This is a genomic window from Stenotrophomonas maltophilia group sp. Smal32, assembly GCF_030237085.1.
In the GTDB taxonomy this organism is placed as follows: domain Bacteria; phylum Pseudomonadota; class Gammaproteobacteria; order Xanthomonadales; family Xanthomonadaceae; genus Stenotrophomonas; species Stenotrophomonas maltophilia_Q.
Map to the genome: position 1 here is coordinate 1 of NZ_JASJSI010000060.1, position 25,431 is coordinate 25,431.

Annotated in this window: 28 protein-coding genes, 2 tRNA genes and 1 pseudogene; 9 read left to right on the forward strand and 22 right to left on the reverse strand. The window is 66.7% G+C overall.

Features of this window, described 5'->3' with window-relative positions:
• Window positions 1-29: 29 nt before the first annotated feature.
• From ampE to QRO91_RS14440, 5 genes are all read right to left on the reverse strand, one after another.
• Window positions 30-917: a regulatory signaling modulator protein AmpE gene (gene ampE, locus QRO91_RS14420; RefSeq protein WP_285310446.1), complete on the reverse strand. Its 888-nt coding sequence runs from the start codon at window positions 915-917 to the stop codon at window positions 30-32.
• 134 nt (window positions 918-1,051) lie between these two features.
• Window positions 1,052-1,957, reverse strand: coding sequence for an NAD(+) diphosphatase (nudC, locus tag QRO91_RS14425; RefSeq protein ID WP_197620078.1), 906 nt, complete (start codon window positions 1,955-1,957; stop codon window positions 1,052-1,054).
• Window positions 1,958-2,076: 119 nt separating this feature from the next.
• Window positions 2,077-2,469 carry an iron-sulfur cluster insertion protein ErpA gene (gene erpA, locus QRO91_RS14430; protein ID WP_106550933.1) on the reverse strand — a complete coding sequence of 131 codons (393 nt, stop codon included), beginning with the start codon at window positions 2,467-2,469 and terminating at the stop codon, window positions 2,077-2,079.
• A 31-nt stretch (window positions 2,470-2,500) separates the two neighbouring features.
• Window positions 2,501-2,965 (reverse strand): polymer-forming cytoskeletal protein, encoded by a 465-nt coding sequence (locus QRO91_RS14435; RefSeq protein ID WP_099554096.1) that lies wholly within the window; start codon window positions 2,963-2,965, stop codon window positions 2,501-2,503.
• Window positions 2,966-2,969: 4 nt separating this feature from the next.
• Window positions 2,970-3,713: a DUF6776 family protein gene (locus QRO91_RS14440; RefSeq protein WP_100442148.1), complete on the reverse strand. Its 744-nt coding sequence runs from the start codon at window positions 3,711-3,713 to the stop codon at window positions 2,970-2,972.
• 179 nt (window positions 3,714-3,892) lie between these two features.
• On the opposite strand from QRO91_RS14440, the gene QRO91_RS14445 reads away from it, so the two are divergent.
• The 3 genes and pseudogenes from QRO91_RS14445 (at window position 3,893) to QRO91_RS14455 (ending at window position 8,597) form a co-directional block, all read left to right on the forward strand.
• On the forward strand, window positions 3,893-4,510 hold the full coding sequence (locus tag QRO91_RS14445) for a DUF4126 domain-containing protein (protein WP_049426886.1): 618 nt from the start codon (window positions 3,893-3,895) through the stop codon (window positions 4,508-4,510).
• Between the two features lie 44 nt (window positions 4,511-4,554).
• Entirely contained in the window at window positions 4,555-6,441 is a 1,887-nt protein-coding gene (locus QRO91_RS14450) for an EAL domain-containing protein (protein ID WP_285310447.1), read from the forward strand.
• A gap of 1 nt (window position 6,442) precedes the next feature.
• A pseudogene (locus tag QRO91_RS14455) lies at window positions 6,443-8,597 on the forward strand (ATP-binding protein).
• Between the two features lies 1 nt (window position 8,598).
• Here QRO91_RS14455 and bfr read toward each other — a convergent pair.
• The 3 genes from bfr to QRO91_RS14470 form a co-directional block, all read right to left on the reverse strand.
• Window positions 8,599-9,069: a bacterioferritin gene (bfr, locus tag QRO91_RS14460; RefSeq protein ID WP_005419804.1), complete on the reverse strand. Its 471-nt coding sequence runs from the start codon at window positions 9,067-9,069 to the stop codon at window positions 8,599-8,601.
• Between the two features lie 142 nt (window positions 9,070-9,211).
• Window positions 9,212-9,421, reverse strand: coding sequence for a bacterioferritin-associated ferredoxin (locus QRO91_RS14465; protein ID WP_049426881.1), 210 nt, complete (start codon window positions 9,419-9,421; stop codon window positions 9,212-9,214).
• Between the two features lie 108 nt (window positions 9,422-9,529).
• On the reverse strand, window positions 9,530-10,150 hold the full coding sequence (locus QRO91_RS14470) for an RNA pyrophosphohydrolase (RefSeq protein ID WP_005411310.1): 621 nt from the start codon (window positions 10,148-10,150) through the stop codon (window positions 9,530-9,532).
• 121 nt (window positions 10,151-10,271) lie between these two features.
• Between QRO91_RS14470 and QRO91_RS14475 the strand changes: the two genes are divergently transcribed.
• Window positions 10,272-10,348: transfer RNA gene (locus QRO91_RS14475), tRNA-Met, on the forward strand.
• A gap of 55 nt (window positions 10,349-10,403) precedes the next feature.
• Window positions 10,404-10,478 (forward strand) — tRNA-Gln (locus QRO91_RS14480).
• Between the two features lie 255 nt (window positions 10,479-10,733).
• Here QRO91_RS14480 and rpsI read toward each other — a convergent pair.
• Both rpsI and rplM read right to left on the reverse strand, forming a co-directional pair.
• On the reverse strand, window positions 10,734-11,126 hold the full coding sequence (rpsI, locus tag QRO91_RS14485) for a 30S ribosomal protein S9 (protein ID WP_005411311.1): 393 nt from the start codon (window positions 11,124-11,126) through the stop codon (window positions 10,734-10,736).
• Window positions 11,127-11,128: 2 nt separating this feature from the next.
• Entirely contained in the window at window positions 11,129-11,557 is a 429-nt protein-coding gene (rplM, locus tag QRO91_RS14490) for a 50S ribosomal protein L13 (protein ID WP_005414692.1), read from the reverse strand.
• A 198-nt stretch (window positions 11,558-11,755) separates the two neighbouring features.
• Between rplM and coq7 the strand changes: the two genes are divergently transcribed.
• Window positions 11,756-12,400, forward strand: a complete 645-nt coding sequence (gene coq7 / locus QRO91_RS14495; RefSeq protein ID WP_049426878.1) for a 2-polyprenyl-3-methyl-6-methoxy-1,4-benzoquinone monooxygenase — start codon at window positions 11,756-11,758, stop codon at window positions 12,398-12,400.
• A gap of 118 nt (window positions 12,401-12,518) precedes the next feature.
• Here coq7 and sugE read toward each other — a convergent pair whose 3' ends face one another.
• Both sugE and speD read right to left on the reverse strand, forming a co-directional pair.
• Window positions 12,519-12,839 carry a quaternary ammonium compound efflux SMR transporter SugE gene (gene sugE / locus QRO91_RS14500; protein ID WP_049426876.1) on the reverse strand — a complete coding sequence of 107 codons (321 nt, stop codon included), beginning with the start codon at window positions 12,837-12,839 and terminating at the stop codon, window positions 12,519-12,521.
• A gap of 168 nt (window positions 12,840-13,007) precedes the next feature.
• On the reverse strand, window positions 13,008-13,802 hold the full coding sequence (gene speD / locus QRO91_RS14505) for an adenosylmethionine decarboxylase (RefSeq protein ID WP_285310448.1): 795 nt from the start codon (window positions 13,800-13,802) through the stop codon (window positions 13,008-13,010).
• A 149-nt stretch (window positions 13,803-13,951) separates the two neighbouring features.
• Between speD and crp the strand changes: the two genes are divergently transcribed.
• Together crp and QRO91_RS14515 are read left to right on the forward strand one after the other, a co-directional pair.
• On the forward strand, window positions 13,952-14,641 hold the full coding sequence (gene crp / locus QRO91_RS14510) for a cAMP-activated global transcriptional regulator CRP (RefSeq protein WP_012481435.1): 690 nt from the start codon (window positions 13,952-13,954) through the stop codon (window positions 14,639-14,641).
• Between the two features lie 62 nt (window positions 14,642-14,703).
• Entirely contained in the window at window positions 14,704-15,465 is a 762-nt protein-coding gene (locus QRO91_RS14515; RefSeq protein ID WP_010482650.1) for a sulfite exporter TauE/SafE family protein, read from the forward strand.
• A gap of 97 nt (window positions 15,466-15,562) precedes the next feature.
• Here the strand turns inward: QRO91_RS14515 and QRO91_RS14520 are convergent, their stop codons facing one another.
• The 10 genes from QRO91_RS14520 to QRO91_RS14565 all read right to left on the reverse strand — a co-directional run bounded on the left by QRO91_RS14520 (window position 15,563) and on the right by QRO91_RS14565 (window position 24,233).
• A complete protein-coding gene (locus QRO91_RS14520; RefSeq protein WP_197650518.1) occupies window positions 15,563-16,279 on the reverse strand; it encodes a haloacid dehalogenase-like hydrolase in 717 nt (238 codons plus the stop codon).
• Complete coding sequence (gene trpC / locus QRO91_RS14525) at window positions 16,276-17,070, reverse strand: indole-3-glycerol phosphate synthase TrpC (protein ID WP_049426871.1); 795 nt, start codon at window positions 17,068-17,070, stop codon at window positions 16,276-16,278. Before trpC ends, QRO91_RS14520 begins: the two co-directional genes overlap by 4 nt.
• A 74-nt stretch (window positions 17,071-17,144) precedes the next feature.
• Window positions 17,145-18,176, reverse strand: a complete 1,032-nt coding sequence (gene trpD / locus QRO91_RS14530) for an anthranilate phosphoribosyltransferase (RefSeq protein WP_197620079.1) — start codon at window positions 18,174-18,176, stop codon at window positions 17,145-17,147.
• Window positions 18,177-18,192: 16 nt separating this feature from the next.
• The gene (locus tag QRO91_RS14535; RefSeq protein ID WP_111203303.1) at window positions 18,193-18,780 is read right to left on the reverse strand and encodes an aminodeoxychorismate/anthranilate synthase component II; all 588 of its coding nucleotides are present in this window, start codon (window positions 18,778-18,780) and stop codon (window positions 18,193-18,195) included.
• Between the two features lie 2 nt (window positions 18,781-18,782).
• Window positions 18,783-19,562 carry an SIMPL domain-containing protein gene (locus QRO91_RS14540; RefSeq protein ID WP_049426867.1) on the reverse strand — a complete coding sequence of 260 codons (780 nt, stop codon included), beginning with the start codon at window positions 19,560-19,562 and terminating at the stop codon, window positions 18,783-18,785.
• A gap of 67 nt (window positions 19,563-19,629) precedes the next feature.
• Window positions 19,630-21,105: an anthranilate synthase component I gene (gene trpE, locus QRO91_RS14545; RefSeq protein ID WP_197650519.1), complete on the reverse strand. Its 1,476-nt coding sequence runs from the start codon at window positions 21,103-21,105 to the stop codon at window positions 19,630-19,632.
• A 290-nt stretch (window positions 21,106-21,395) separates the two neighbouring features.
• Window positions 21,396-22,346, reverse strand: a complete 951-nt coding sequence (yegS, locus tag QRO91_RS14550) for a lipid kinase YegS (protein ID WP_197650520.1) — start codon at window positions 22,344-22,346, stop codon at window positions 21,396-21,398.
• Window positions 22,347-22,673: 327 nt separating this feature from the next.
• The gene (locus QRO91_RS14555; protein ID WP_132863895.1) at window positions 22,674-23,156 is read right to left on the reverse strand and encodes a GNAT family N-acetyltransferase; all 483 of its coding nucleotides are present in this window, start codon (window positions 23,154-23,156) and stop codon (window positions 22,674-22,676) included.
• Window positions 23,157-23,168: 12 nt separating this feature from the next.
• Window positions 23,169-23,846, reverse strand: coding sequence for a ribulose-phosphate 3-epimerase (gene rpe / locus QRO91_RS14560; RefSeq protein WP_006474082.1), 678 nt, complete (start codon window positions 23,844-23,846; stop codon window positions 23,169-23,171).
• A 57-nt stretch (window positions 23,847-23,903) separates the two neighbouring features.
• A complete protein-coding gene (locus QRO91_RS14565) occupies window positions 23,904-24,233 on the reverse strand; it encodes a DnaJ family molecular chaperone (protein WP_005411327.1) in 330 nt (109 codons plus the stop codon).
• Between the two features lie 141 nt (window positions 24,234-24,374).
• Between QRO91_RS14565 and QRO91_RS14570 the strand changes: the two genes are divergently transcribed.
• The gene (locus QRO91_RS14570; protein ID WP_029379835.1) at window positions 24,375-25,301 is read left to right on the forward strand and encodes a phosphoribosylaminoimidazolesuccinocarboxamide synthase; all 927 of its coding nucleotides are present in this window, start codon (window positions 24,375-24,377) and stop codon (window positions 25,299-25,301) included.
• Window positions 25,302-25,431 lie beyond the last annotated feature (130 nt).

Genomic DNA, 25,431 nt, shown 5'->3' on the forward strand with positions numbered 1-25,431 from the left:
GTGCAGGGCTGCAAGCCCTGCAAAAACACCTACGTCACCCAGCCTGCAATCACCAGCAAGGCAAGGATCGCCAGCCACAGCAGCAGCATCCGCCACACCAGGCTCATCGCATCGCGCAGGTCCGGCAACCGCTGCCACACCGGCAACAGCCCTGCCTCGGTGTAATCGTGCGCGTCTTCGCGCAGTTCGGCATTGACGCTGGCCCGCGCCACCGCACCCAGGAAGCCGATGTTGCCTGCCAGGCGCTCACCGTGCGCCTGGCGCCAGGCCTTCCACGCCGTATCGAAATTGCCCACCAGCGCCATCGAGAACGCCATCAGCTGCGCCACCGGCCACTCGATCCAGCCCAGCAGGCGCTGCGCCAGCGCCAGCGGCTCCACCGGCACGCGTGCGCGCATCGGGCTCTCCGCCATCAGCGCCAGCAGCCGGTAACCCAACGCGCCGGCCGGGCCCAGCAGCAGGAACCAGAACAACACCGCGAACCAGCGCCGCAGTGCGTTGAGCACCGTCGCCTCGACCAGCGACGGAATGTCTTCGCGCAGGCTGCCGCCGGCCGACTGCAGGTTGCGCACTGCGGCCTGCCGCGTCGCTGCATCGTCGGCATCGATGATGGCTTCGATATCGCGGTCCAGGTCACGCGGGCCCCAGCACCAGGCCAGCACCGCCACGCCCAGCAACAGCGACGGCAGGCCGAACAGTGCCCCGCGCAGCAGCCAGGCCAGCAGGCCCATCAGCAGCAGCGGCGGCAGCAGTGCCAGGGCAACGCCCGCCGGCCCCTGCCAGGCCTTTCCACCATGCGCGTCCAGCCAGCCCAACCAGCGCCGGAAGCCGTAGAAACGGCGCAGCGAGGCAGCAGCAGCCGGAGCGACATGGCCCAGGGCCAGTGCGACCAGCACGGCGGCCAGAGTGGTGAACATGGCGGGTCTCCCTACGAAACAGATCGCTCGGCGTCGCTACCTTACCTGCCGCAGCGGCACCCTCAGCGGTGAACCGGACTGTAACCCGTGCCGTGTTCAGGTGGCGGCAATACAGGCGCCCCCACCGGCCTGGCTCAGCCCTTCTGCTGCCGGTACCAGTGCTCGATCAGCCCTCGCGAAATCGAGATCGGCGGTGACAGGCGGATACCCTCGCCATCGTCCTGGTCATCACGTGCCAGCGCGGCACCGACCTCCTCGGCACTGAACCAGCGCGCGTCCTCCAGTTCACCATCCACGATCGGCAGATCGGCGTGCGCCTGCGCGCGGAAGCCAACCATCAGCGCTCCCGGAAATGGCCAGGGTTGCGAACCGAGGTACTGGCAGGCGGTCACCCGCACCTTGCTCTCCTCGTGGACTTCGCGCACCACGGTCTGCTCGAAGGTTTCGCCCGGTTCGACAAAGCCGGCCAGCACCGAGTAGCGACGTGGCGCCCAGTTCGACTGGCGGCCGAGCAGCAGGCGGCCCTGGTTTTCAACCGCCACGATCACAGCGGGGTCGACACGCGGGTAGTGCTCGGTGGAACACTGCGCGCAACGCCCCACGAAGCCGCCGCGGGCAAACGCCACGGCACCACCGCATACACCGCAGAAACGGGTGCGCGAGTGCCAGTAGGACATGCCACGGGCGTAGCTGAAAGCGGTCGCATCAGCCACCGACCACAGTAGGGCGGCCTGGCGCAGGTCGAGGCGACGTGGTGCGGTGACGGTGACGCTGGCGGCTTCAACCGAGAACCACGCTTGTTCCCCGCGCAGGCCGAGGAAGATCGCGGAGCCGGGACCGCCGCCGATGTCGGCGCCGGTCAGTGCCAGCGGCTGGTCGTCATCGCCGGTGAAGGCGCTGCCGTCCTGATCGAGCACCAGAATGCGCGCACCCGGCCACAGGCGCGCCAGTGCATCGGCATCTTCGCGCAGGGCATCGGCGCGCTCCAGCGGTTCGCCCACGAAGGCGAAACCGGAAAGCGGCGAAGGAGTATTGGGCATCCGGCAAGCGTGCCGCCAATCGATGCAGGTGGCAAGCCGCAGGCTTTGCCGAAACCGTCTGCAGGTGTGGAGCTTGCTCCACACACCTTGTCGCGCGGGACGCAGGCCCCGCGCCCTGCCTACATGCTGAAGCTGCTGCCGCAGCCGCAGGTGGTCTTGGCGTTCGGGTTGCGGATCACGAACTGCGCACCGGTCAGGCTCTCGGTGTAGTCCACCTCGGCGCCCATCAGGTACTGCAGGCTCAGCGGGTCGACCAGCAGGGTCACCCCGCTGGTCTGCACCGCCAGGTCATCGTCGGCACGGTTCTCGTCGAACTCGAACCCGTACTGGAAACCGGAACAGCCGCCGCCTTCGATGTACACGCGCAATGCCAGGTCGGGGTTGCCCTCTTCCTGGATCAGGGATTTGACCTTGGCGGCCGCCGACTCGGTGAAGTTCAGCGGGCGCTCCAGCGACTGGTAATCGGGCGCGGCGGCCGGGGTGGCGCCGGGCAGGGAGACTAGCGTGCTCATGCCGTCAGCATGGGGGCGCCGACGATGGCTTTCAAGCCATCGCTTCGGCCAGCTTGCGGCGTGCGGCAGTGTCACCCTTGCCACCATTGGCGTCGTCGCCTTCCGGGGCCGGCAGGGCCGCCATCGGCGCGCTGGCATGGATCAGGCGGCCGTTCAGCTGGGCGCCCGCATTCATCTCCACCACCTGGTAATGGACGTTGCCGTTGACCCGCGCGCTCGGGGTCAGCTCGACCTTCTCGGTGGCATGCACATCGCCATCGAGGCGACCGCTGATGACCACCACCTGGGCGCGGATCTCGCCCTCGATCACGCCATGCTCGGCGACCGTCAGGGTCGCGCCGCTGGCGCCTTCGGCGGCGATCACCTTGCCGTGGATGCGGCCTTCCACGTACAGGCCACCACTGAATTCCACATCACCGCGGATCACCACCTGGTTGCCGATCAGGGCATCCACCACCAGCTGGCCTTCACGGTTGGATTTGCTGCTTCCGAACATCTGCCTACTCCCCTTTGCTGGCCGGCGCACCGGCCTGTTTCCAGTCGAATACCTGGGTGGTACCCCCCGTACCACTCCCCAATGTCACCCGCACGCGTTGCGGGGTGAAGTCAGCCGGCAGCATCACGCTGCCGGTGATCTGCTGGAAGTACCGGAACGAGTAATCCTGTCCCGGCACCTTGCTGCGCTGGTGCAGATCATCCCAGCTGATCGTGGCCAGCTTGCCGTTCTTCACGCCTTCCACGGTGAAACGCATCTGCCCCTGGCTGATGGCACCGCGGTTGAGGTTCTGGGTCAGCACGGCGGTGTACTGCCAGGTGCCGGCCGCTTCCGGGCTGAACTCGATCGAATGGGTGTTCAGGCCCTTGCGCTGGCTGGTCGAGCCCACCAGGCGCTCATAGAAGGCGACGTCGGCACGCAGGCCGGCGATTTCCTCATCGCGCTCGGCCAGGGAGGACTGCACCTCGGTATTGGCGGCGCGGCTGATGCGATCGGAAGCTTCCAGCGTGGCCTGCTTCTGGCGCAGTTCGGTCAGCTGTGCCTGCAGCGTCTCGGCGCGCTTCTCGGCGGCCTGCAGGCGCTGGCCCTGCGCATCGCGCGGCGTGGCCATCCAGCAGCCGCCCAGTACCGCCAGCACCAGGCTGAGCAGCCAGATGCCGCCGATCACCAGCAGGCGGCGGCGGTCGGCCGGCGGTTGTGGCGCGCCGGGCAGGCGGACCTGCACGCGCATGGGAGGACGGTTGGTCATGGGTGGATTCCGGGGCATCGCGAGGGCGACGCCGGTACGGCCCCTGTGGCAAACGACGGGCTAGTGTATGACAGGACGGGTGGGTTTCCTGCGCACTGGCCGGCCACGGTCTGTGGCGTTCAGGCACGCCATCGCCGATAGTGTGGCCCCCTGCACAGTTCCGTCGCCGGAGCACCGCCATGACCGAAGCCCACCTGTTCGTGATCGGCATCCTGCTGGCCTGGCTGGCCGGCATCCGCGTCTACCTCACCGTATTCGGCGTCGGCCTGGCCGGCCTGCTCGGCTGGGTCGACCTGCCCCCCGCTCTGCAGGCCACCGAATCGTGGTGGGTGCTGGGCACCTCGGCGGCACTGGCGGTGACCGAATTCTTCGCCGACAAGATCCCCGGCGTGGACTCGGCCTGGGACCTGGTGCAGACCCTGGCACGCGTGCCTGCGGGTGCTTTCCTCGCCGCGGCCACGCTGTCGCCGGACGGCCAGCTCGGCACCGGTGCACTCGCCGCCGGTGCCGGTGTTGCGCTGGCCAGCCATGGCTTGAAAGCCGGCACCCGTGCCCTGCTCAACACGTCGCCGGAACCGGCCAGCAACTGGGTCGCCTCCGCCGCCGAGGACACCGTGGTGGTCGGTGGCCTGGCCCTGGCCCTGGCACACCCGTGGATCGCGCTGATCGTGGTGCTGGCCTGCAGCCTGGCCGGCGCACTGCTGGTGTGGCTGGTCTGGCGCGCCCTGTGGAAGGGCGTGCGCTGGCTGGCACGCACTGCGTCGCCCGACAGTGCACGCCAGCCCGGCACCGGTTGATCGCCGGGCTTGTCGCATAATGGACGCGAACACCAGGAGCACCGATGGCCGCAAACGAATCCCCCGCGGGCGCCCGCCCGGGACGCGCTGAAACCCCTCCGGCCGACCATTGGCAACGCTGGGCGCCAGGCCCGGCGGCCGCGGTCACGGCAGCACCGGCGTCAGCCGCACCGCTGGCGGCCGTCGATACACCCCCTGGGATTGGCAGCGCACCGCCACCGCTGCCCGGCCCATCCCTGCTGGCAGAGGCCGGCAGCAATGACCCCGCACCGCTGCATTCCGATTCGCCCTACCGCGTGCTGATCGTCGAGGATGATCGTGCCCAGGCGCTGTTCGCACAGAGCGTGCTGCACGGCGCCGGCATGCAGGCGATCGTGCACAGCGATGCCGATGACGCGCTGCAGGCGATCAAGGAACATCGCCCCGACCTGATCCTGATGGACCTGCACCTGCCCGGCCTGGACGGAATGCGCCTGACCGCGCTGATCCGCCAGCAGCCCGGCCTGCAGCTGCTGCCCATCGTGTTCCTCAGCGGCGACCCGGACCCGGAACGCCAGTTCGAGGTGCTCGACAGTGGCGCCGACGACTACCTGAGCAAGCCGATCCGCCCGCGCCACCTGATCGCCGCCGTGGCCAACCGCATCCGCCGCGCGCGGGCGCAGGCCGCAACCCTGCCCGGCGTATCCGGCACCCCGGCCACCAGCAATCCGGAAACCGGGCTGCCGACGCGGCATCACGTGCTGCAGCAGCTCAACGCCGCGCTCGCCCACCGCGACCAGGGCGGCGTGCTGTTCGTCGAGATATCCAGCGCACTGGGCCTGCGCGAGCGCTATGGCTATGCCGCCTTCGAGCGCCTGATGGTGCAGGCCGGGCAACGCCTGGCAGAAGCCGGGCACCCGCACTTGCTGGCGCGCCTGAACGACAACAGCTTCCTGCTGCTTGCGCGCAATGTCAGCGAGGACAGCCTGGAAGGCATTGCCGCTGCGCTGCGCGAGCAGTTGTCGGCGCGGGCCTTCGTGATCCGCGATGACGAATCCGTGCACCTGCGCGGCGTGGTCGGCTATGCACCGCTGTCGCCGGGCTTCGACGATGCCAACAGCGCGCTGGAAGCGGTCGAGCGCACCACCCTGCAGGCACGCCTGCTCAGCGCCGGCGTGGCCGGCCACGTGCACCGCGACGTGATCAGCGAGCAGGAACACCTGGCACTGCTGGAAGGCCAGCTTGAACTGGCCTACCAGCCGATCGTCGCCGTCGCCGGCGGCAATACCGCGCAATACCAGCTGCTGCTGCGCCTTCGCCAGGCCGACGGTACGCTGCTGGCGGCAGGCCAGGTGATTCCGGCCGCGGAAGCCGCGGGGCGCATCGCCGATCTCGACCAGCAGGTGATGGACCATGCACTGGGGCTGCTCGACCTGTACCGGCACGCGACGCAACCGCTGAACCTGTTCGTCTCACAGTCACTGCGCACCCTGCAGCGCGATGCCTTCGCCGACTGGCTGCTGGAATCACTGCAGCAGCGCGGCCTGCCCGGCAGTGCGCTGGTGATCGACGTGCGCCTGCCGGATGCGCTGATCCACACCGTGCCGCTGCAGCAGTTCGGCGAACGCATGGCAGGGGCCGGCGTGCGTTTCTGCCTGAGCCAGTTCGAGCCCGGGGGCGAAGCCGATGCGCTGTTGACCCAGCTGCCGTTGTCGTTCGTGCGCATGGCCGCGCGCTTCTCCAGCAGCCATTCCAATCCGGCCACGCGCGAAGAGCTGCGCCGGGCAATCGAGCGGGCACACGCCGCCGGGCAGCAGATCATCGGCCAGCAGATCGAAGATCCACAGGCTGCCGCCGCGATGTGGGTGGGCGGTGTCGACTACATCCAGGGCAACATGGTGCAGTCTGCCGGCAGCGATCTGAACTTCGACTTCCACAACGCGGTGCTCTGACGTGCCGATGTGGGTCGCGCTGCTGGTTGCCCTTGCCGCGGCCTCCATCACGGCGCTGCTGTTGGGCCTGCGCCTGCGCGCGCGCAACCATGCACTGGCCCTCCTGCAGCGTGAGCGCAGCGCGTTGGCCAGCGAACGTGACCAGCTGCGCCGCACCACCGAACGCCAGGGGCAGCTGGAACAGCAGCTGCTGCAGGCCAAGCAGGCCGCAGAGGCGGCCGTGCTGGCCAAGGGTGAGTTCCTGGCCACGATGAGCCACGAGATCCGTACGCCGCTCAACGGCATCCTGCCGATGCTGGAGCTGATCGCACGCGGCCCGCTGGGCGAGGACCAGCGGCAGATGCTGGCCACCGCCTCGGCCAGCTCGCAGCAGCTGCTGCGCATCGTCGACGACATCCTCGACTACTCGCGGCTGGAAGCGCAGGCACTGGAACTGGAGATCACCAGTTTCAACCTGCGTGACCTGCTGGATGGCGTGGTGCAGCTCATGCAGCGCGCCGCCGACGCCAAGGGCCTGTCGCTGGGGCTGCAGCTGGACCCGTCGGTGCGCCTGCCGGTGCGTGGCGACCCGGTACGACTGCGCCAGGTGTTGAGCAACCTGCTGGCCAACGCGATCAAGTTCACCGCACGCGGCCAGGTGCAGCTGCGCGTGCAGCGCCTGGGCGAAGGTGCGGCACAGCACCAGCTGCGCTTTGAGGTCATCGACACCGGCATCGGCATCGACGAGGCACTGCAGGCGCGCCTCTTCCAGTCCTTCAGCCAGGCCGATGCCTCAACGACCCGCATCTACGGTGGCACCGGCCTGGGCCTGGCGATCTGCAAGCGCATCATCGACCTGATGCACGGGCGCATCGGCGTGCAGTCCACGCCCGGCCAGGGCGCCACGTTCTGGTTCGAGATCCCGTTGCTGAAGGTGCCCGGCGACCTGCCGGCCATGGCGCGCACGCCAGACTCGCTGCTGCTGTTCAGCAGCGATGCGATCCTGCAGGCACGCATCGAGCGCATCGCGGCCCATCATGGACTGCCGGTGCACGCCATGGCGCAGTTCGATGCCGTGGTCGAGCGCCTGCGCGCGATACCGAGGCCGGGGCAACCGGCACCAGCCTGGCTGCTGGTCGATGCACGCGCCCGCCGCATCGGTGAAGCGACGCTGCAACAGGCGTTGGCCGAGCGTGGCGAGGACGACGCCCTGCAGGTGCTGTGGCTGCAGGACGATGCCCTTCCAGCGCGCCCGCGCCAGCGGCAGCTACCCGCGCATTTCGACGACGCTGCGCTGCACGCACTGCTGGCGGCACCGGTCGCGCATGCACGCCCTGCCGCGCTGCTGGCCAATGCCGAACCGGGGCAGCCCACGCCCATGCTGCCGCCGTTGCACCTGCGCGTGCTGCTGGTGGAGGACAACACGGTCAACCGCATGGTGGCCGAGCAGCTGCTAGGCGTGTTCCAGTGCGTGGTGCGCAACGCCGCCGATGGCGAGCAGGCATTGGTCGCCCTTCGCGAAGGGGGCGTGGATGTCGTGCTGATGGACTGCCAGATGCCGGTTCTGGACGGCTATGCCGCCACCCGCCGCTGGCGCGCCGAGGAAGTGGAGAACGGGCGCCCACGCCTGCCGATCATCGCGATGACCGCCAATGCCATGGCTGGTGACCGCGAGCGCTGCCTGCAGGCCGGCATGGACGACTACCTGTCCAAGCCGATCGCACGTGCCACCCTGCATGCGCTGCTGCAGCGCTGGGGGGGCGGGAAAGCTGCATCACCGGGACAGCCTTCGGTAGAGCCGAGTCGGCTCCAAGCCACAGCCGGTGCTGGACCGCGACGTGCTGGACGAGCTGCACGCGGTGATCGGCGATACCGCCATCCAGATCATCTCGGTATTCCTGGAGGATACGCCGACGATGGTGCAGCAGCTGCAGCAGGCCGCGCAGGCCGGCGACGAGCCCCGCCTGCAGGCCGTCGCGCACAGCCTCAAGTCATCCAGCGCGAACGTGGGCGCACTGTCGCTGTCGGCAGTCGCGCAGCGCATCGAGCACGAAGCCCGCAGCGGCAGCCTGCAGCGCCCCGCAGTGGCGGTGGCGCTGCTGGTTGCGGAATTCGCCCGTGCGCGCGTGGCACTGACGGGCTACCTGGCACAGCATCGCGCCGGCCAGGCCGGCTGACTCACTCTTCCAGCTTGCTCAGCAGGTACTTCGGTTCGCCGATGCGCTCGATCAGGTCCAGCTGGGTTTCCAGCCAGTCGATGTGCTCTTCTTCCGAATCGAGGATCTTCACGAACAGCTGGCGGCTGACGTAGTCGCCGACCGAATCGGAATAGGCCACGGCCTCGCGCAGGGTGACCACGCCATCGCGTTCCAGCGACAGGTCGCACTGCAGGATCTCGGTCGGGTTCTCGCCGATGCGCAGCTTGCCCAGTGCCTGGAAGTTCGGCAGGCCTTCGAGGAACAGGATGCGGTCGGCGAGCATGTCGGCATGCTTCATCTCGTCGATCGATTCCTTGTACTCGTGTTCGGCCAGTTCCTTGATGCCCCAGTTCTTCAGCATCTTGGCGTGCAGGAAATACTGGTTGATCGCGGTCAGCTCGTTGTAGAGGACCTTGTTGAGGAATTCGATGACCTTGGTGTCGCCCTTCATGGGGATGCTCCTGCACGCTGAAAACGCAGGCACTTTAGCGCCTTGCATGCAGTCGTGAAGGAACGCGAATCGTGCGCATTGGCCTATGCGGCCGCAGGTGAAGGATGCGAAAGCGCGGCGTCAATGCGCCGCGAAGAAGCGATCAGGCGACCTGGGCCAGGCCCAATACCGGCAGCGGCAGATCGTGGGTGGCACGCGCCTTGGCCAGCAGGTCGCCGGCCATGTCCAGGCAGGAACCACAGGTAGCGCCGCAACCGGTACGCATGGTCAGTTCGGCCACCGAGGTGACGCCATTGCTGGCGGCTTCGCGGATCTGGTGGTCGGTGACTCCGTTGCAGATGCAGACGTACACAGGCGTGGACCGGGCTGACAGGCCAGAAGCGGCCTGTTGGCTATTCCAATGGAAACGAGAATGGTTGTCAATCAGAGACCTGAACCATTCTCGATACCGTTCAGCCCGTCAGCTGGCCGGGCCGTCGCCCGTGGCCTTCTTCGGCCAGTAGCCGCGGGTCCGCGGGCGCTTGCGTGGGCGGTCATGCCCTGCAGTATGGCCCGGCATCCAGGCCTCGGCGGCGCTCTTGGGCATGGCGGTAACCCCCTGCCCGGCCACCCCGCGCGCCAGCGGCGCCAGATGTCGCAACGCACGCGCATAGACGCCACGCTTGAACATCACCACATGCTCCACCGGGTACCAGAAGTCCACCCAGCGCCAGTGGTCGAACTCGGGCGAGTCGGTGTGGTCCAGCTTCACGTGGGATTCGTCGCCGGTCAGGCGCAGCAGGAACCAGACTTGCTTCTGGCCGATGCAGACCTGCCGCTCGTTGCGGCGGATGGCCCGCGCCGGCAGCTTGTAGCGCAGCCAGCCGGGTGTCGCCCCAAGCACTTCCACATGCTCAGGCAGCAGGCCGGTCTCTTCCTGCAGTTCACGATACATGGCCTCGACAGGCGTCTCGTCGGTGTTCATGCCACCCTGCGGGAACTGCCAGCCATCCCGGCGCACACGTCGTGCCCAGAACACCTGGCCGTCCTGCCGCATCAGCACGATGCCGACGTTCGGTCGATAGCCGTCCGGATCGATCACGATGCGGACTCCTAAGAAAATCTACTGGCCGGGACTATCCCATGCCCTCTGTCGGCCCACAAGCACGACACAAAAGTGTTGACAGGGTCGATACACATCCGCAGAATAGCGGGCTCACCAAGGCTATGTAGCTCAGCCGGTTAGAGCACAGCACTCATAATGCTGGGGTCGGTGGTTCGAGTCCACCCATAGCCACCACACTGAAAATCAAGTTGTTTTTCAGCGTGAAAAGTGAGAAAATAGTTGCACGTTTTGCCCCGTCGCCAAGCGGTAAGGCACCTGACTCTGACTCAGGCATTCGGTGGTTCGAATCCATCCGGGGCAGCCAAATTAAAAGCAAAAGGCCAGATCGAAAGATCTGGCCTTTTGCTTTTAATTTGGTCGCGCATCCCACCGACCAGGAGCAGCCGAGCATCGGCTCGGCTCTACAGAGACACAGGGTCGGATCCTTTTCCGCAGGAAAAGGCCCTGACCCCACCCCCTCCAATGCACACTCCCCCGAAACGACAAAAGCCCGGCCGAAGCCGGGCTTTTGCTTTTCCATCCAGCGGGCTCCCGAAGGAGCCCAGCCAGGCGCGGTAAATCAGCGCTTGGAGAACTGGGTGGCGCGACGGGCCTTGTGCAGACCGACCTTCTTACGCTCGACTTCACGGGCGTCACGGGTCATGAAGCCAGCCTTGCGCAGCTCGGACTTCAGGGTTTCGTCGTACTCGACCAGAGCACGGGCGATGCCCAGACGGATCGCACCGGCCTGGCCGGTGGTGCCGCCGCCAGCGGCGGTGACCAGGATGTCGAAGCTCTCGGTGTTCTTGGTCAGCTCGAGCGGCTGGCGCACGATCATGCGCGCGGTCTCACGACCGAAGAACTCGTCCAGCGGACGGCCATTGACGGTGATGTTGCCCGAACCCTTGCGCAGGAACACGCGAGCGGTGGAGGACTTGCGGCGGCCAGTGCCGTAGTTTTGAGTGATAGCCATGATTAGATATCCAGAACCTGCGGCTGCTGTGCGGCGTGCGGATGCTCAGTGCCGGCGTAGACCTTGAGCTTGCGGTACATCTGGCGACCCAGCGGGCCCTTCGGCAGCATGCCCTTCACGGCGATCTCGATCACGCGCTCCGGGTGGCGCTCCAGCGCCTGGGCCAGGGACTCGGTCTTCAGGTTGCCGATGTAACCGGTGAAACGGTGATACATCTTGTCCTGCAGCTTCTTGCCGGTGACGGCAATCTTTTCTGCATTGATGACGACCAGGTAGTCGCCGGTATCAACGTGCGGGGTGTAGACCGGCTTGTGCTTGCCACGCAGACGGCGGGCCAGCTCGGTGGCGAGACGGCCCAGGGTCTTGCCCTCGGCGTCGACGAGGTACCAGTCGCGCTGGACGGTCTCGTTCTTGGCAGTGAAAGTGCTCATGAAGAACTCTAGGTTAGGTCGGGCTCATTGCGGCGAAAGGCTCGCCGGAACTCTGCCACGCGTTGTGAAAAGGTGAAGCGTAAGAGGCGGGATTGTACTCATCTTGCCGGGGGCGCGCAACCCGCCCCCTGGGCCGGGTTGGCAGGGGCGCGGGGCCGGGCGAGAATCGAGGGGTCTTCCGCCCCACCCCGTACTGCCATGACCGTGCTCCGCCAGACCACCCCGCTGGACCACCTGCTGACCGAGGCGCAGCGCGCCCTGGACACAGTGTTCGGCAATCCGCCGGCGGCCCGCCCCTACCCGGCCGCGGACACCGACGAGCCCGGCATGGACAGCGCCGAGCGGCGCCACGCCGCGGGCCTGATGCGGATCAACCACGTCGGCGAGGTCTGCGCGCAGGGCCTGTATTTCGGCCAGGCCGCCGTGGCCCGCGACCCGGCCACGCGCGAACACCTGCTGGAAGCGGCGCAGGAAGAAACCGACCACCTGGCCTGGTGCGCCACCCGACTGCGTGAGCTGGACAGCCGTCCGAGCCTGTTCAACCCGCTGTGGTACGCCGGCAGCTACACCATCGGCACCCTGGCCGGGCTGCGCGGCGACGGCTGGAACCTGGGCTTCGTGGTCGAGACCGAGCGCCAGGTGGAGGCCCATCTGGACGAGCATCTGGTCGACCTGCCGGCCGGCGACCTGCGCAGCCGCGCGGTCATCGCGGTGATGAAGGACGACGAGGCCCGCCATGCGGTCCACGCCGAGCAGGCCGGCGCACGCCGCCTGCCGTTCCCGATTCCGGGGGTGATGGCGGTGGCCTCCAAGGTCATGAAGACCATCGCCTACCGGCTGTAGGGAACCCGCCGGGGTCGGATCCCTTTCCCATCGGGAAAGGGCTCTGCCCCCTTACGGTCCGTGATCCATGATGGGGTCAGAGCCCTTTTCCCGCGGAAAAGGGATCCGACCCCGTCAATCAATTGGGCGAGACCAGCTTCAGGCCGATCACACCGGCCACGATCAGGCCCACGCAGGCCAGGCGGGCCGGTGAGGCGCTGTCGTTGAACAGGTAGATACCCAGCACCGCCACGCCCAGGGCGCCGATGCCGGTCCAGATCGCATAGGCCGTACCGACCGGGATGCTCTTCATCGCCTGGCTCATCAGGTACAGGCTGATCAATGCGGACACCACCGTGGCAACGGTAGGCAGGGGTTTGCTGAAGCCTTCGGAGTACTTCATTCCAAGTGCGAAACCGATCTCGAACAGACCGGCCAGCAACAGATGGATCCAGGGCATGGGTGGGGGCTCCTTACCTTTTTTGAGAAAAACGAAACGGCCCGGTGTTTTCACACCGGGCCGTGGGTCGGTACATCACCGTGGAACTGTAACGCGTGCGGGGCACTGGTTCCACGGGGCGGGTCGTCCCGCCTGGGTGGCGATGCCTGCGGGCATCGCGCATGGGGCTTACTCGGACAGGTTGCGGCCGTGGAACAGCTCTTCGATCTCGCGCTTGAGCAGCGCTTCGATCTTCATGCGTTCCTTGAACGACAGGTTCTTGGCCTTCTCCTCGAACAGGTACTGGTCCAGGTCGAAGTCCTTCAGGTGCATCTTCGTGTGGAAGATGTTTTCCTGGTAGACGTTGACGTCGAACATCTCGTAACGCGACTTGATGTTCTTGGCCAGGAAGTTCTGGATCGAGTTGATCTTGTGGTCGATGAAGTGCTTCTTGCCCTTCACATCGCGGGTGAAGCCACGGACGCGGTAGTCCATGATCACGATGTCCGACTCAAGGCTCTCGATCAGGTAGTTCAGGGCCTTCAGCGGGGAAATGACGCCACAGGTGGCCACGTCGATATCCGCGCGGAACGTCGCGATACCTTCCTGCGAATGGGTTTCCGGGTAGGTGTGGACAGTGATGTGGCTCTTGTCCATGTGCGCGACCACGGCGTCGGAGATCAGCTCCTTGCCGGCCAGCTTCTTGTCGATCACCGGCTCTTCGGAGATCAGGATGGTCACCGAGGCACCCTGCGGGTCGTAGTCCTGGCGGGCCACGTTCAGGATGTTGGCGCCGATGATCTCGGCGACATCGGTCAAGATTTGAGTCAGCCTGTCGGCGTTGTACTCTTCATCGATGTATTCAATGTAACGCTGACGCTCCTCTTCGGTGCGCGCGTAACACACGTCATAGATGTTGAAGCTCAGCGCCTTGGTGAGGTTGTTGAAACCCTGCAGCCTCAGGCGAGGCAACGGCTTGACCACGGCGGTCGATTCCTGTGTAAGAAGGGAAAGGGGGAATTATGGGGCAAACTGCCCCCGGGGGGAACGTGAAGACGCAAGAGTTCTGGCACACTGTTTGCCCTTAACAATTGCGCTGGTTAAGCTCCGCTATCGACCCCGTGAATCCGTTCATGCGCAGAGGGAGCGCCCCTATCGTGTCAACCGTGCGCCTAGCTAGCAGTCCACTGGCCTTGGATATCGCCACCATCGATCGTTTCCTGGCGCACAGCCACCGGCGGCGATATCCCACCCGTACCGACGTCTTCCGACCCGGTGACCCGGCGGGAACCCTGTATTACGTTGTCAGCGGCTCGGTTTCGATCATGGCCGAGGAAGATGATGATCGCGAGCTTGTGCTGGGCTACTTCGGTGCCGGCGAGTTCGTTGGCGAAATGGGCCTGTTCGTCGAATCGGACCGCCGCGAGGTGATCCTGCGGACCCGTACCGCCTGCGAACTGGCCGAAATCAGCTACGAGCGCCTGCACCAGCTGTTCCTCGGCCCGCTGTCCGCCGACGCCCCGCGCCTGCTGTACGCGCTGGGCCAGCAGATCTCCAAGCGCCTGCTCGATACCAGCCGCAAAGCCAGCCGCCTGGCATTCCTGGACGTTACCGATCGAATCGTGCGCACACTGCACGATCTGGCGCAGGAACCGGAAGCGATGAGCCATCCGCAGGGCAGCCAGCTGCGCGTGTCGCGCCAGGAACTGGCCCGCCTGGTCGGCTGCTCGCGCGAAATGGCCGGCCGCGTGCTGAAGAAGCTGCAGACCGACGGCCTGCTGCATGCACGCGGCAAGACCGTGGTGCTGTACGGCACCCGTTGACCGTTGAGCACCCGGTGGGTGCGGACCTTGGTCCGCACTCCTTCGCGCGCTAGGCTCGGTGCATGGAACTGAGCAGCGAATTCTGGTGGTTCATCCTCATCGGTCTCGGCGCACAGCTGGTCGACGGCGCCTTGGGCATGGCCTTCGGCCTGGTGTCCTCGTCGGTGATGCTGAGCATGGGCCTGCCACCGGCGCAGGTCAGCGCCAGCATCCACACCGCCGAAGTGTTCACCACCGGCGCCTCGGGCGTGTCGCACCTTGCCGCCGGAAATGTCGATAAACGCCTGTTCCTGCGCCTGGCCCTGCCCGGCGCGGTGGGCGGTGCCGTGGGCGCGTACGTGCTCACGCAGATCCCGGGCGAGATCATCCGGCCACTGATCTACCTGTACCTGCTGGTGCTGGCGATCATCATCCTGGCCCGCGCCGCCGGACGCTGGATGCCCAAGGGCGAGATCCGCCGGGTACCGGTGCTGGGCTTCTTCGCGGGCCTGCTCGACGCCAGCGGCGGCGGTGGCTGGGGGCCGATCGCGACGTCCACCCTGCTCGCCCGCGGCGGCCAGGCGCGCACCACCATCGGAACAGTCAACGCAGCCGAGTTCGTGGTCACGTTGACGGTGTCAGCGACCTTCCTGTTGTCGATGGGCGTGCAGCATCTGCAGATCGTCGCCGGCCTGCTGATCGGCGGCATGATGGCCGCGCCGGTGGCGGCGATCCTGGTCAAGCGGGTGAAAGAGCGCTGGGTGCTGGTGGCCGTTGGCGTGCTGGTGCTGGGGATCAGCCTGTTCCAGATCGGCCATGCGGTGTACGGGCACCTGTATCGCTGAGTCATCCCCTGTAGAGCCGAGCCATGCTCGGCTGATGGCGCACGGATACCGCCACGAAGAGCAGCCGAGCATGGCTCGGCGCTACAACAGGCTCGGATCAGGCCTTGTCGCCGCCGCGGTCCACGCAGCCCCAGTTGAGGATGCGGGTGCCGGCCGGCAGCACGCGGCGGAAGAAGTCCACCCGGCCCGGCTTCGGGTTCACCACCACCGGCGCCTTGGCTGCCAGCAGCAGCGGCAGGTCGGCCGTGCTGTCGGAGTAGGCGATATCGATATCGCCGTAGCCGCGCTCGCGCAGCATGCGCATCTTTTCTTCGTTGTGGCAGTGGCGGGTCGGGCCGACGCCGCCCAGCCGCGGGCCGACCTCGGTGCCGATCACCGGCACGTCCTGGTGGGCCACGAAGGCCAGGATCGCGCGGGCCAGTTCCGGCGGCGCACCGGTGGCGACCACCACGCGGTCCCCCTTGGCGCGATGCGCCGCAAAGATGTCCAGCGCCTGCGGCAGCAGCTTGGCGCGCATCTGCGCCTCGTTGCGCAGCACGTAGGCGTCGATCACCTTGTTGAAATCGCGCGCACGGTGCAGGCCGAAGCTGCCGATCCACACATAGACCGAAATACCCGTTCGGCGGGTCGGCAGCATCGCCACCAGCGGCCCGGCGATCGGCGTGACCAGCAGTGCGGCCAGCATGCGCAGCGGGTTGCGCTTGATCAGCGAGGCGAACAGGTGGGTGCCCGAATCGCCGTCGTAGAGGGTGTGGTCGAAGTCGAAGACCACCAGCGGCGCATCCTCGCGCGGCGTTGGATAGTGCGTTGTCATGCCGCGAAGAATAGCTGACGCAGGCCCTCGCCCGGCTCTTCGACGCGCATGAAGGCCTCGCCGACCAGGAATGCATGGATGCCCGCATCGCGCATCAACGCAACGTCCTGCGGGCCGAGGATGCCACTCTCGGTGACCAGCAGGCGGTCACGCGGCACCGCCTTCTGCATGTCCAGCGTGGTCTGCAGCGACACCTCGAAGGTGCGCAGGTTGCGGTTGTTGATGCCGATCATCGGCGCGGGCACCTGCAGCGCACGCTCCAGTTCGTCGATGTCATGCACTTCCACCAGCACGTCCATGCCCAGCGACAGGGCCAGTTCGGACAGGGTGGCCAGCTGGGTATCGTCCAGCGCGGCGACGATCAGCAGGATGCAGTCGGCACCCAGCACGCGCGCCTCATACACCTGGTAGGCGTCAATGACGAAGTCCTTGCGCAGCACCGGCAGCGTGCACGCCTCGCGGGCCTGCTGCAGGTAAGCGTCGGCGCCCTGGAAGAAATCGACGTCGGTCAGCACCGACAGGCAGCTGGCACCGCCGAACTCGTAGCTGACGGCGATGTCGGCCGGGCGGAAATCGGGGCGGATCACGCCCTTGGAGGGGCTGGCCTTCTTCACCTCGGCAATCACCGCCGGGTCGCCGTTGGCCACCGCCGCCTGCAGCGCGCGCACGAAGCCACGTACCGGCGGGGCGCTGGCCAGTGCGGCCTGCAGCTCCTCGAGCGGGCGCTGGGCGCGGCGCTGGGCCACTTCTTCGGCCTTGCGGGCCAGGATCGTCTGCAGGATGTCGCTCATCGTCTTCGGTTCGGTGCGGGGGCGGTGAGGACGGCCATTATCGGCCATCGACGGGGTCAGGCTGAACCGCGCGCTCAGGCAACCAGCGCGCGGGTGGTCTCGACATACTGCTGCAGGCGCTGGCGGGCGCTGCCATTGGCGATGGCGGCACGGGCACGGGCCAGGCCGTCGCCGATGTCGCTGGCCACGCCGGCCACGTACAGCGCGGCACCGGCATTCAGCGCGACAATGTCCAGCGCCGGGCCGGGCTCGTTGTCCAGCACGGCGCGCAGCATCTGGATGGATTGCTCCGGCCCGTCCACGCGCAGGTTGCGGCTGGCCGACATGGCGATGCCGAAGTCTTCCGGGTGGATCTCATACTCGCGCACCTTGCCGTCGCGCAGCTCGCCGACCAGGGTGCCGGCGCCCAGCGAGATCTCGTCCATGTTGTCGCGACCCCAGACCACCATCGCGCGCTCGGTGCCCAGTTCGCGCAGCACGCGCGCCTGGATGCCTACCAGATCGGGATGGAACACGCCCATCAGCACCGCCGGCGCGCTGGCCGGGTTGGTCAATGGGCCGAGGATGTTGAAGATGGTGCGCACACCCATTTCGCGGCGGACCGGGGCCACCACCTTCATCGACGGGTGATGGATCGGCGCGAACATGAAGCCGATGCCGGTCCGGTCGATGGCCTGCGCCACCTGCTCCGGCTGCAGCTCGATCACCGCGCCCAGCGCTTCGAGCGCATCGGCGCTGCCGGACTTGGACGACACGCTGCGGTTGCCGTGCTTGGCCACGCGCGCGCCTGCGGCGGCGGCGACGAACATCGCGCAGGTGGAAATGTTGAAGGTGTGCGAGCCATCGCCACCGGTACCGACGATATCAACCAGGTTCGTGGTGTCGGCCACCGGCACTGGCCGGGCGAATTCACGCATCACGGTGGCCGCCGCGGCGATTTCGTCCACGGTCTCCTTCTTCACGCGCAGGCCGGTGAGGATCGCCGCGGTCATCATCGGCGAGACATCGCCGCGCATGATCTGCCGCATCAGGTCGACCATTTCGTCGAAGAAGATTTCGCGGTGCTCGATGGTGCGATGCAGGGCTTCCTGGGGGGAGAAGCTCATGGGAATGCTCCTTGGATCAGGCCGCCGGACGCTGCAGGAAATTGCGCAGCAGGGCGTGGCCGTGTTCGGTGAGGATGGATTCGGGGTGGAACTGCACGCCTTCCACCGGGAACCGGCGGTGGCGCAGGCCCATGATCTCTTCGATCGAGCCGTCGTCGTTCTCGGTCCAGGCGGTCACTTCCAGGCAGTCGGGCAGGCTGTTCTTGTCCACCACCAGCGAGTGGTAGCGGGTGGCCTGGTAACGGTCCGGCAGGCCGGCGAACACGCCCTTGCCTTCATGGCGGATCGGCGAGGTCTTGCCGTGCATGATGTTGCCGGCACGGATGACCGTGCCGCCGTAGACCTGGCCGATACCCTGGTGACCCAGGCACACGCCGAGGATCGGCGTGGTCGGGCCCAGGCGCTCGATCAGTTCCAGCGATACACCCGCTTCATTGGGCGTGCACGGGCCGGGCGAGATGACGATGCGCTCGGGTTTCTGCGCGGCGATCTCGTCCACGCTCATCGCATCGTTGCGCACCACCTTGACCTCGGCGCCCAGCGTCTGCAGGTACTGCACGAGGTTGTAGGTGAAGCTGTCGTAGTTGTCGATCATCCACAACATGGTCAGGTTCCGTCGCTTATCAGGAAAATGGCGTATACGTTTTCGGTGTAGGTGATGGGGCCGGCTTCCACCGACTCGCGCAGGCGGGAGCCCGTGCTCTCGATGCTGTTCATCGGTGCCTCGGGCGCGGGCGGCGAAGGCGGCGTCACCAGTTCCCCGCTGCTGGGCCAACTGCCCGCCTGGATGCCATAGGCGAAGTTCGGCGCCACGTCGGAAATGCTGTACAGACCGCGCAGCTGGGTGCCGTAGGCCTTGGCCAGGCCCTGCGCGGACTGGCGGGTCTGGGCCGCCGCCTCGCCCTTGAGTTCGCGACGCAGCGCCACTTCACCCGAATACGTCGGAGCCACGCTGCTGACCTGCACGTTCTCATTGGCCTTCAGCGCCCCCAGCACGTCCTGCATCTGCTGGACGCTGGCGAAGCTGGCGCGCAGTTGGCGTGACACGCGGGTGCCGATGAAGACCTGCCGGTTCTGCTCATAGCGCGTTGCAGGACCAATCCGCAGGTTGTCCGCGCGCACGCTGCCGTCCACCGCCTTGTGCTGCTTGAACAGTGCCAGCACGCGGGCAACGTTGTCCTGCACGCGGCGGCGCGCGGCGTCGGCGTCCATGTCGGTCTCTTCGATGTTCAACTGCAGGCCGAACCGGTCCGGCATCACCACGCGGCGCGCCTCGCCCTTCACCAGCAGGTGCGGCTGCGAGGGAATGGTATTGGCCTGTGCCCACGCAGACGGGGCCACCGTGGCCAGCAGTGACGACCACAGCAATGCGCTCAGCAGCTTCATGCGGTACTCCTTGTCTTGAATGGGAACAGCAGGAGGTGCCGCGGCGCAGGCCACGGCACGGAAAGGCTCACAGGCCCTTGGCGGCCTGGGCGACGGCGCGGAACAGCGCGCGGCCCTTGTTCATCGTCTCGTCCCATTCCTTGTCCGGGTCCGAGTCGTAGACGATGCCGGCACCGGCCTGCACGTACAGGCGGCCATCCTTGATCACCGCGGTGCGGATCGCGATCGCGGTATCGGCATCGCCGTGCCAGCCGATGTAGCCGATGCTGCCTGCGTACACATTGCGCTTGATCGGTTCCAGTTCGCGGATCACTTCCAGCGCGCGGATCTTCGGCGCACCGCTGACCGTACCGGCCGGGAAGGTGGCGCGCAGCACGTCGGCGTAGCTCAGGCCCGGCTGCAGCTGCCCGGTCACTTCGCTGACGATGTGCATGACGTGGCTGTAGCGTTCGATCACGAACTGCTCGCCCACTTCCACGGTGCCGGCCTTCGAGACGCGACCGGCATCGTTGCGGCCGAGGTCGATCAGCATCAGGTGCTCAGCGCGCTCCTTCGGATCGGCCAGCAGCTCGGCTTCCAGCGCCAGGTCCTGCTCGACGGTGGCGCCGCGCGGGCGGGTGCCGGCGATCGGGCGCACGGTGACTTCCCCATCCTGCAGGCGCACCAGGATTTCCGGCGAAGAACCGACCACCTGCAGGTCGCCAACATCGAGGAAGTACATATACGGCGACGGATTCAATGCGCGCAGCGCACGGTACACATCCACCGGGCGCGCCTTGAACGGCACGCTCAGGCGCTGGCTCAGCACCACCTGGAAGATGTCACCGGCGCGGATGTATTCCTTGCTGCGCTGGACCGCATCGACGAAGCCTTCGCGGGTGAAACCGGAGACGAAATCGGACTCGTCCAGCACGTCGCTGTTGAGCGGTGCCGGATAGCCCGCACCCGGCGCCCGCAGCTTGGCTGTCAGCGCATCCAGGCGCGCCTGCGCCTGTTCGAAGGCACCGTCGATACGCGGGTCTGCGTGCACGATCAGGTACAGGCGGCCCTTGAGATTGTCGAACACCGCCAGCTCGTTGGAGTCCAGCAGCAGGATGTCCGGGGTGCCCAGCTCATCGCGACCGGCCGGCGATGCCAGGCGCGGTTCGATGTAGCCGATGCACTCGAAACCGAACCAGCCGACCAGACCGCCAGTGAAGCCCGGCAGGCCTTCCAGCTTGGGCACCGAGTGGGCGCTGCGCAGCGCCTCGACTTCGGCGAACGGGTCGGCCACCTCGCGGGTGTCCACCACCTGCCCGTCCTCGCGCACGGTCAGCGTGTGGCCGTGGAAGGCGTACACGCGGCGCGCCGGCAGGCCGATGATCGAGTAACGACCAAAGCGCTCGCCGCCTTCGACGGATTCAAACAGGTAGGTATTGGGGCCGTCGGCGAGCTTCAGATAGACCGAAAGCGGCGTGTCCAGGTCGGACAGCACTTCGCGGACAACGGGAATATGGGTGTGGCCTTCAGCGGCCTGCAGCTGAAACTGAGCGTGCGAGTTCAAGACGACTTTCCTTCCGGGACACAGCGTTATGGGGGCGGACGACGGCAACGGGCCACCATCGCCACCAACGGCGTGCGGAAGAAAGGGTATGCGGGGTCGTCAGGCTGGACACCCCTTGACTGTATCGCAGGATAGGCGGGAGGGGAACCCTGGGAAACTGAACCACGGCAAGCACGGGGCCGGTGATGGGGGCTGTGGCGGCTACCGGCGCGGGAACCAGTAGAGTCGACTGTTAGTCGACTTGCGCGCGAAGCGCGGGGTTTTACGTCGTCGGAACGAAAAGCAGTCGACTAACAGTCGACTCTACCCCCCTGCCCGGCCAGCAACGGGCAACCGGCGGGCAGATGCATGCGCACCCGGCCCGCCACGCAGTCGATGCGGAACCGCTGGGCCTGCACCGGCTCGCCATCCAGATTGAGAGTCAACGAGCGCTGCGATTCGATCTGCAGCCACGGCAGCCGCGCGCGCGTGGCCAGCTGTTCCAGCGCCGCCTGGGTGCCGGACTTCAGCATCTGGCCAAGGGTGGCGGTGACTTCGCCTTCCAGCTCCGGAAGCACCGTCACATCCAGCAGCCCATCATCGATCAGTGCCTGCGGGCACAGCTGCTGGCCGCCACCGGCCTGGCGACCGTTGCCGATGCCCAGGGCGATGAAGTCGCCTTCCCAGGCGAAGTCCGGCCCCGACAGGCGTGCGTTGATCGACTCGATGCGGCCGAGCTTGGCGATGCCGGTGATCACATAGGCCAGCCCGCCCAGCATCTTTTTCAGGCCGGCGTCGGTCTCCACGGTGACCTGCGTGCCGAAGCCACCGCTGGCGAGATTGGCGCACCACCACGGCGTGCCATCGGCGTCCACGCGCAGCAGATCGATGGCACGCGGCGCGGTCTGCCCGATCAACGCGAAGGCCTCCTTCGGTTCGGTGGGAATGCCGGCGGCGGTGGCGAAATCGTTGGCGGTGCCCATCGGGATCAGGGCCAGCGAGGGCAGCGCATCGGCCGGTTCCTCGCGATGCGCCAGTGTTTCCGCGACCGCGCTGAGCGTGCCATCGCCACCAGCAGCAACGATCACATCCACGCCGTGATCAATCGCCTCGGCCACATAGCGTTCGGCGTCGCCGTCCTCCCAGGTCACCCGTACTTCCAGCTGCACACCCTGCCCGCGCCAGTGGCCAACGGCCTCACGCAGGTCATCGTTGCCCGCGGATTTACCGTTGAGGATCAGGTGCCAGCGCGGGGTGGTCATGCGATGCTTCCAGAGTGGGGCCGCACAGGCTATCAATCACGCGTTCGCGGCCAGTGAACGCCACCGCCTGGAAGCAGTAGATCCACGCCAGGCGTGGATGATGGTGAAAGGGAGCCGACGCGGTGCCACAACCGCCATGTCATGCAGATGTCATTGCCGGCCCGGAGAATGGAAGGCCATAGCAGGGACGACGGATGGAGGCAGGATCAGCCTCCCACGCATGCAGCGAGGCCACGCCAGTGATTGGCGTGGCTTTTTTTCGAGGTCCGCAGGGAGTGCGAACCAAGGTTCGCACCCACCGGGTTAGGTTGGCCCCAACCACACACCTCACCCGTTGGCGAAATCGTGCAGCGCCTGGCCCTGCAACCGGTACACGGTCCACTCGTCCTGCGGCTTCGCACCGGCGGCGGTGTAGAACTCGATGGCCGGGGTATTCCAGTCCAGCACCGACCATTCAAAGCGACCGCAGCCCTCGGCCACGGCCTGGCGCGCGATGTACTTCAGCAGTGCCTTGCCGGCACCAGCGCCGCGCTTTTCCTGGCTGACGTAGAGGTCTTCCAGGTAGATGCCCTTGCGGCCCAGCCAGGTGGAGTAGTTGTAGAAATACACGGCATAGCCGATGGCCTCGCCGTCGGCTTCGCAGATCAACGCGCGTGCGGTCGCATCGGCGCCGAACAGGCTTTCGGCAATACCGATCTCGTCGGTCTGCACCGAATGCTCGGCCTTCTCGTAGATGGCCAGCTCGCGGATGAAATGCAGGATCAGGCCAGCGTCGGCCGCGGTGGCCGGACGGATGTTCAACACGGCCACCGTGCTCATGGTTCAGCCCCTTGCCGCAGCGACGTTCGCGCGCATCTGCGCGATCACGTCCTGATAGCTGGTCCTGGCGTTGAAGATGGCCGAACCGGCAACGAAGGTGTCGGCGCCGGCGGCAGCGATCTCGCCGATGTTGTCGGCCTTCACGCCGCCGTCGATCTCCAGGCGGATGTCCTTGCCGCTGGCGTCGATCATCTTGCGCACCACGCGCAGCTTGTCCAGCGCCGAGGGGATGAAGGCCTGGCCGCCGAAGCCCGGGTTGACCGACATCAGCAGCACCAGGTCCAGGTCATCCAGCACCCAGTCGAGGATGTCCACCGGCGTGGCCGGATTGAGCACGATGCCCGGCTTGCAGCCCAGCGAGCGGATCAGCTGGATGGTGCGGTGCACGTGGCGGCTCGCCTCCGGGTGGAAGCTGATGTAGGTGGCACCGGCCTCGGCGAAATCCGGGATGATGCGGTCCACCGGCTCGACCATCAGGTGCACGTCGATCGGCGCGGTGACGCCGTGCTTGCGCAGGGCCTGGCAGACCATCGGGCCGATGGTCAGGTTCGGCACGTAGTGGTTGTCCATCACGTCGAAGTGGACCCAGTCGGCGCCGGCGGCGAGGACGTTGTCGACTTCCTCGCCGAGGCGGGCGAAGTTGGCGGACAGGATGGACGGGGCGATGAGGCAGTTGGACATGGCCGGGGCCTTCGGAACGGGGAAAAGGTTCTCCCACCCGCAGGCGGGACTCTGGAATCAGCGCTTGCGCAGGGTCTTGATGCGGTCGTAGGCGGCGTTGATGCGCCGCGACTTCTGCTCGGCCTGCTGCTGCAGCTCGGGGGCGGCGCCGCCCAGTTTGTCGGGGTGGTACTGGGAAATCAGCTTGCGGTAGGCGCGCTCGACCTCGGCATCAGTGGCCTCGGAGGTCAGCCCCAGCTCCCGGTACGGGTTCTCCTTGTTCAGGCGGAACCAGTCCGAGTCAAAGGCGTGGCCGATCAACAGGCCAACCACCGCGCCAAACAGCGGATTGGGCCGGAACAGCAGGGCGCCGGCGATGAATCCGAGCAGTTTTCCGTACCAGCGCATGGCGCTCCGGGGGCGGCCGACGAAATGGATGCTCATTTTACGTCACAGCGGGCCCGGACGGCTTTACACTAGGCCGCCCGCTGGTCAGCGGGCCCGCCGGGTCCGTTGGGCAGCCGTATCGACAACGCCCCAGGAGTGCCCGTGCCAACCACGCTGTTGCAATCCGATCTCCCCGGCCTGCCCTTGCGCCATCGCGGCAAGGTGCGTGATGTGTTCGATATCCCGCGCGAGCGGCTGCCCGCAGGGACCCCGCCGGGCGACTACCTGTTGATGGTCGCCACCGATCGCCTGTCGGCGTTCGACGTGGTGCTGCCCGACCCGATTCCGGGCAAGGGCGAGATGCTCTGCCAGGTGTCCAACTTCTGGTTCGCCAAGACCGCGCACCTGATGCCCAACCACCTGACCGGCATCGACGTGGCCAGCGTTCTGCCCGAAGGCGTGGACCCGGCCCTGTACGCCAAGCGTGCGGTGGTCACCCGCAAGCTGAAGCCGGTGCCGGTGGAAGCGATCGCCCGCGGCTACCTGATCGGCAGCGGCTGGAAGGACTACCAGCGCACCGGCAAGGTCAGCGGTATCGACCTGCCCGACGGCCTGCGCCAGGCCGAGCAGCTGCCGGAGCCGATCTTCACCCCCTCGACCAAGGCCGCCGTCGGCGACCATGACGAGAACATCGATTTCGATGCGATGGTGAAGCAAGTCGGTGCCGACCTGGCCGAGCGCGTGCGCGACGCCACCCTGCGCATCTACAAGTTCGCCGCCGACTACGCCCGCGAGCGCGGCATCATCCTGGCCGATACCAAGTTCGAGTTCGGTACCGACGCCGATGGCCGCCTGTACATCATGGACGAGATGCTGACGCCGGATTCCTCGCGTTACTGGCCGGCCGACGAGTACGAAGTGGGCACCAGCCCGCCGAGCTACGACAAGCAGTTCGTGCGCGATTACCTGGAGACGCTGGACTGGGGCAAGACCGCCCCGGGCCCGACCATCCCGGCCGAGATCATCGAGCGCACCCGCGCCAAGTACGCCGAGGCGCTGCAGCGCCTGGCCGGGATCAGCGTCGACTGATCCGCCTGCGCCCCCGGCCGGAAAGGCTGGGGGCGTTCTGAAGGCGCGGCCGCCGACGGGGTGCATCGGCTGGGATGCGTTCGACTGGGATGAAATCGGCCGCGATACGGTCGACTGGGTAGAGTCTGTC